Source organism: Anaerolineales bacterium, assembly GCA_016928575.1.
GTDB lineage: Bacteria > Chloroflexota > Anaerolineae > Anaerolineales > RBG-16-64-43 > JAFGKK01.
The window spans coordinates 1-4,805 of record JAFGKK010000041.1 but is presented as its reverse complement, the minus strand read 5'-3'; the positions used below and the strand labels follow the sequence as shown (position 1 = coordinate 4,805).

Genomic DNA, 4,805 nt, shown 5'->3' with positions numbered 1-4,805 from the left:
TCCTTTTTCATTTTTTCGCGCCGCGCCTGGATTCTCACGCGAAAGCCGGAATTGGCATTCTAAAAATGGCTTTTTGCAGGGGAGTCATCAATGGTATTTGTGGAAAATTCCCCGCCGGAGAAAGTTCGTCATTTCCGCGCCGGCCCTCGGCGCGTTCTTCGCCGGGGGTGGGTGCAGCGGAAATCCAGGGGTTCAATGACTGGATGCCCTCTACAAACACCCCGCTTCCAGGCGCGGTCGCGGACACCTGCCCCGAGCCTCGCCCGGGATGATGATTCGGAGACAGCATAATGCTGTTTTTAGAAAGCCCCTGCCTGAACCTCGGCGGTTCTTCGATAAGAAGGCAAAGCGCGGGGGTTAGGAAAGCAAAGGCTGGGTAGCCATGTTATTGCTCCGGTTTGGGCGCCTTCCCCAGGAACCAAGCCCGCTCTGTAAACAGCAACACCAGCGGAACGGCGACGATCGCGAAATACGCCCAATCGATCCAGCCCACGTCGTCGGTAAAAGTCAGTGCGGCCAGCAGGAAGAGCGCGGCCACGGCCAGGTAATACCCCAACCGCACGCGCCGGTTCAGCAGGACGACCAGCACGGCCAAGGCGCATGAGCAGGCAAACGCCAGCCCCGCCATGATCCAGAGCGCGGCACCGGAATCCGGCAGGCCGGGAATCAAACCGAGAACCGCGAGCACGGCGAAGGCCAGCCAGATGAGGATGTGCAATCCGAGAAACCCGAGAACCACGGTCACAGCATTCATTCGCTTGATCATTGTCTACGATCTCCCTTTCTTTTTTGGCAACGCGGGCAGTAATGCGTCGTGCGCTGGCCGACGACAATCCTCCGGATCTTCGCCCCGCAGCGGACGCAAGGTTCCCCTTCGCGATCGTACGCGCGGAAATGATTCTGGAATTCCCCGCCGCGGTAAGCCCAATCGATGCTCGCCCCGTCCTGCGCGATCCCCACCCTAAGCGCGGCGCGGATCCCGTTCCGCAGCCGGGCGGCTTCCTCCCGTCTGAGCGTGTTGCTGCGCCGCAGCGGGTGCAAGCGCGCGCGGTGGAGCGATTCGTCGGCGTAGATGTTGCCGATCCCGGCGACGAAGGTCTGGTCCAGCAGCAGCGGCTTGAGCAGGCGTTTCCTCGCGCACAGCATCGCGTGCAACCGGTCCACGGTGAACTCCTTCTCAAGCGGCTCCGGCCCCAGCCCGGCCAGTACCTCCTCCGGCGATTCGATCAGCCAGATCCGCCCGAAGCGCCGCGGATCGTGGAAACGCAAATCCCATCCGTTGTCCAGATGCCAAATGACGTGGTCGTGTTTCCGCACGCCTTCTCCGCGCGGGAACAATTGCAGGTCCCCGCTCATCCGCAGGTGGATCAGCAGGTGATCCTGCGACAGGTGGAACACGAGGAACTTCCCGCGGCGCGACACCCCGCGGAAGGTGCGGCCGGTCATGCATGCGCCCGCCTGCTCCGGGGCGGGGCATGCGATCGGCTTGGGATGGCGGATCTCTACCGAGAGAATTCTTGCACCCGGCAGCGCGGGCTCTCCGCGGCATCCGGTCCGCAGACGCCGTGCGATCGTCTCCACTTCGGGCAGTTCGGGCATCTCTTTCCTCGCCCCCTACCGCCCTCAACCCCGTCCCCTCTCCCAGCATAATCTGGGAGAGGGGTGCAGGGGTGAGGGGGATGGGAGCGAGGCCGAGTATAATTCCTTTCGTGCCGCCGACCACCGACGACCGCAACCTCAGCTACCTGATTATCGGCCACGTCACCCGGGATGTCACTCCCGGGGGCGACCGGATGGGCGGCACGGTTGCTTATTCCGGCCTGACCGCGTCGGCCTACGGCGCCTCCGTCATGCTGGTCACATCCTGTTCCCTTGCCTGCGACCTCTCGCCGCTCGAAGGGATCCTCGTCCACCGGGTGCTTTCCGGGAAGATGACCGCCTTTGAGAACCGCTACCGCGGCGGAACAAGGGAACAATGGATCCGATCCACCGGCGAGCCGCTGGGAGCGGTCCACATCCCCCGAAGCTGGCTCACGCCGGACATCGTCCACGTCGGTCCGGTCGCGGCGGAGGTCAAACCCTCGGTGATGGATCTGTTCCTTAATTCGCTCTGCTGCGTCACCCTGCAGGGCTGGATGCGCGCATGGGATTCTTCCGGGTTGGTCCGCCAAGCCGTCCGCCCGGAGGCCGAGCAAGCCGCACGCGGCGCGCACGTCGCCGTATTCAGCATGGACGATGTCGGCGGCGACGCGGCCCTGGCCGGACGGCTGGCGGCTCTCAGCCCGGTTGCCGCCGTCACCGACGGGGAGCGCGGGTGCCGCGTGCATTTGAAAGGCGAAACCCGCACCATCCCGGCGCCGAAGGTCGAGGTCGTCGATCCGACCGGCGCGGGCGACATCTTTGCGGCGGCCTTTTTCCTCCGCCTCAAGGAAACCGGCGATCCGTGGGAAGCCGGACGCTTGGCGACCCGGCTCGCCTCGCTCTCGGTTGCTCGCGCGGGCTTGGCCGGAATCCCGACCCGGGCGGAAATCCTGGAAGCGAAAGGCGCGGGGAGCGTTTCGTGAGCAGAGTCTACGCATTCGTAAACCAGAAAGGCGGCGTGGGGAAGACCACCACGACGATCAGTCTGGCCCATTGTTTCGCCCGGATGGACCAGCGGGTGCTGATGGTCGACCTGGATCCGCAGGCCAACGCCACCTCCTGCCTGGGCATCGACAAACGCCGCATCCAGCGCGGGACCTACGAGGTGCTGATCGGCGCTTGCCCGCCGGCGGCGGCGATTTTACGCAACGAGCAGCTCGGCTTGAGCCTGATTCCCTCCTCGCAGAACCTGACCGGGGCGGAAGTGGAGCTGATCGGCGAGGAGGGGCGCGAGTTCCGCCTGCGCAACGCGCTGCAGGAGATCCTGCCCGACTACGATTACCTCCTGGTGGATTCCCCGCCCTCACTCGGGATCCTCACCCTCAACGCGCTGGTGGCCGCTGAGGATGGCGCGGTGATCCCGGTGCAATGCGAATACCTCGCCCTCGAAGGCCTCAGCCAGCTCACCCAGACCATCGGCCGCATCCGCGCCTCGTTCCAACCGCGGCTTGAGATCCGCGGCGTGGTGATGACGATGTACGACGGGCGGACGAACCTCGGCAACCAGGTGATCGAGGAAGTGCGCAGCCATTTTCCGGGGAAGGTGTTCGCCAGCGTGATTCCGCGCTCGATCCGCCTGGCGGAAGCGCCCTCGCACGGGATTCCGATATCGGTCTACGCCCCCTCCTCGATCGGCGCACTGGCTTATCAGGAACTGGCGGAGGAGATCCTCAAATCCGACGGGGTGCGAATCCCCGCCCAGGGATGATGGCATGAGCGCGAAAAAGCACGGACTCGGGCGCGGGTTGGACGCCCTCCTTCCTCTCGAAACCGCCTCCGCCGACGCGATGCTGGTGGCGGTGGAGAAGATCCGCCGCAATCCTCGCCAGCCGCGTTCGCTGATCGATTCCGGCGAGCTCGAAGATTTGGCGGCCTCGATCCGCGAGCACGGCGTGATCCAGCCGCTGATCGTCAGCCGCGGGCCCGAGCCGGAGGAATACACGCTGATCGCCGGCGAACGCCGGCTGGAAGCCTCCAAACTCGCCGGATTGGAGCGCGTGCCGGTGCTCGTACGCGACGCCTCCGACCAACAGCGGCTGGAGCTGGCGCTGATCGAGAATCTGCAGCGGGAAGACCTTTCGGCATTGGAGACAGCCCAAGCCTACCTCCACCTGCACGAGGATTTCGGACTCTCCCACGAGGAAGTCGCAAAGCGGGTGGGCAAAAGCCGCGTGGCGGTGACCAACACCCTGCGCCTCCTAAAGCTGCCCGAGCGCGTGCGCCAAGCGCTCTCGGGCGGCCAGATCAGCGAGGGCCACGCGCGGGCCCTGCTCGCCCTGCCCACCGTGCAAGCCCAGCTGGCCGCGGTGGACACGGTCCTCAAGCGCGACCTCAGCGTCCGCCAGACCGAGGAGCTCGCCCGCCGGATGACCGGCAAGCGAACGCCTAAACCCTCCCCGCCGCGCCTGCCGCCGGACCTGCGCGCGCTGGAGAAAAAATTCGAGGAGGCGCTGGGCACGCGGGTGACGATCAAACGCGCAAAGCGCGGCGGCCTGGTGCTGCTCTATTATTATTCCGACGAAGAATTGGACGCGATCGCGGACCAGATCCTCAAAGGGAAATAGCCCCCTCACCTGCCCTCCCCTATTAGGAATAGCACCTAACGGGGGAGGGTATCGCATAAGGCCTCCCCCGTTGGGAAAACCGCCTAACGGGGGAGGGTATCGCACAAGGTCCACCCCCAGTAGAAAAACCACCTAACGGGGGAGGTTGCCACGCAAGGTCCTCCCCCGTTAAGCGCTTTTTGCTTAACGGGGGAGGAAAGAGGAGGGGGAATCATCGTCAAGGGGGATAGCATGATCAAACGACGAAAAAGCCGCCGCGGAACAACACCCCAAACCACTCAATATGCCAAACATCTTCGCCGAACCATGACACCGGCCGAACGTTTGTTATGGTCCCGCCTTCGCCGAAAGGCTCTCGGTTTCCATTTCCGCCGCCAAGCTCCCGTCGGGAAATACATACTCGATTTCTATTGCGTCAATGCCAAGCTGGCCGTCGAAGTTGATGGGGATGTTCATGTGAAAAAATACATTAAGGATACGGAAAGAAGCAATTGGCTGGAAAACAAGAAACATATTGCATTTTCCGGCCTAATCCGGCCGCCCGTTTCGGAGTTATCCGGCCGGTGATTCCGGAGTTATCCGGCCACCCATTCCGGAGTT

7 protein-coding genes are annotated in these 4,805 nt (G+C 63.8%); 5 read left to right on the top strand and 2 right to left on the bottom strand.

The genetic code is table 11. The features are described 5' to 3' along the window. A partial coding sequence (locus JW929_05680; protein ID MBN1438885.1) for a hypothetical protein occupies window positions 1-272 on the top strand: 272 nt, incomplete at its 5' end. Window positions 273-385: 113 nt separating this feature from the next. On the opposite strand, the gene JW929_05675 is transcribed toward JW929_05680, so the two are convergent. Together JW929_05675 and mutM are read right to left on the bottom strand one after the other, a co-directional pair. Further along, complete coding sequence (locus JW929_05675; GenBank protein ID MBN1438884.1) at window positions 386-766, bottom strand: hypothetical protein; 381 nt, start codon at window positions 764-766, stop codon at window positions 386-388. Next, window positions 763-1,599 carry a bifunctional DNA-formamidopyrimidine glycosylase/DNA-(apurinic or apyrimidinic site) lyase gene (mutM, locus tag JW929_05670; GenBank protein MBN1438883.1) on the bottom strand — a complete coding sequence of 279 codons (837 nt, stop codon included), beginning with the start codon at window positions 1,597-1,599 and terminating at the stop codon, window positions 763-765. The genes JW929_05675 and mutM overlap by 4 nt, the downstream gene beginning before the upstream one ends. A 110-nt stretch (window positions 1,600-1,709) precedes the next feature. Between mutM and JW929_05665 the strand changes: the two genes are divergently transcribed. From JW929_05665 to JW929_05650, 4 genes are all read left to right on the top strand, one after another. Further along, the gene (locus tag JW929_05665; GenBank protein MBN1438882.1) at window positions 1,710-2,564 is read left to right on the top strand and encodes a hypothetical protein; all 855 of its coding nucleotides are present in this window, start codon (window positions 1,710-1,712) and stop codon (window positions 2,562-2,564) included. Continuing rightward, window positions 2,561-3,349, top strand: a complete 789-nt coding sequence (locus JW929_05660; GenBank protein MBN1438881.1) for a ParA family protein — start codon at window positions 2,561-2,563, stop codon at window positions 3,347-3,349. The genes JW929_05665 and JW929_05660 overlap by 4 nt, the downstream gene beginning before the upstream one ends. A gap of 4 nt (window positions 3,350-3,353) precedes the next feature. Next, window positions 3,354-4,205: a ParB/RepB/Spo0J family partition protein gene (locus JW929_05655; protein ID MBN1438880.1), complete on the top strand. Its 852-nt coding sequence runs from the start codon at window positions 3,354-3,356 to the stop codon at window positions 4,203-4,205. Window positions 4,206-4,436: 231 nt separating this feature from the next. Beyond that, entirely contained in the window at window positions 4,437-4,772 is a 336-nt protein-coding gene (locus tag JW929_05650; GenBank protein MBN1438879.1) for a DUF559 domain-containing protein, read from the top strand. The last annotated feature ends 33 nt before the right edge of the window (window positions 4,773-4,805 follow it).

Excerpts from the sequence above, each read along its gene's own strand:
- JW929_05675 (MBN1438884.1), bottom strand. The coding sequence starts at position 766 with ATGATCAAGCGAATGAATGCTGTGACCGTGGTTCTCGGGTTTCTCGGA.
- mutM (MBN1438883.1), bottom strand. The coding sequence starts at position 1,599 with ATGCCCGAACTGCCCGAAGTGGAGACGATCGCACGGCGTCTGCGGACC.
- JW929_05655 (MBN1438880.1), top strand. The coding sequence starts at position 3,354 with ATGAGCGCGAAAAAGCACGGACTCGGGCGCGGGTTGGACGCCCTCCTT.
- JW929_05650 (MBN1438879.1), top strand. The coding sequence starts at position 4,437 with ATGATCAAACGACGAAAAAGCCGCCGCGGAACAACACCCCAAACCACT.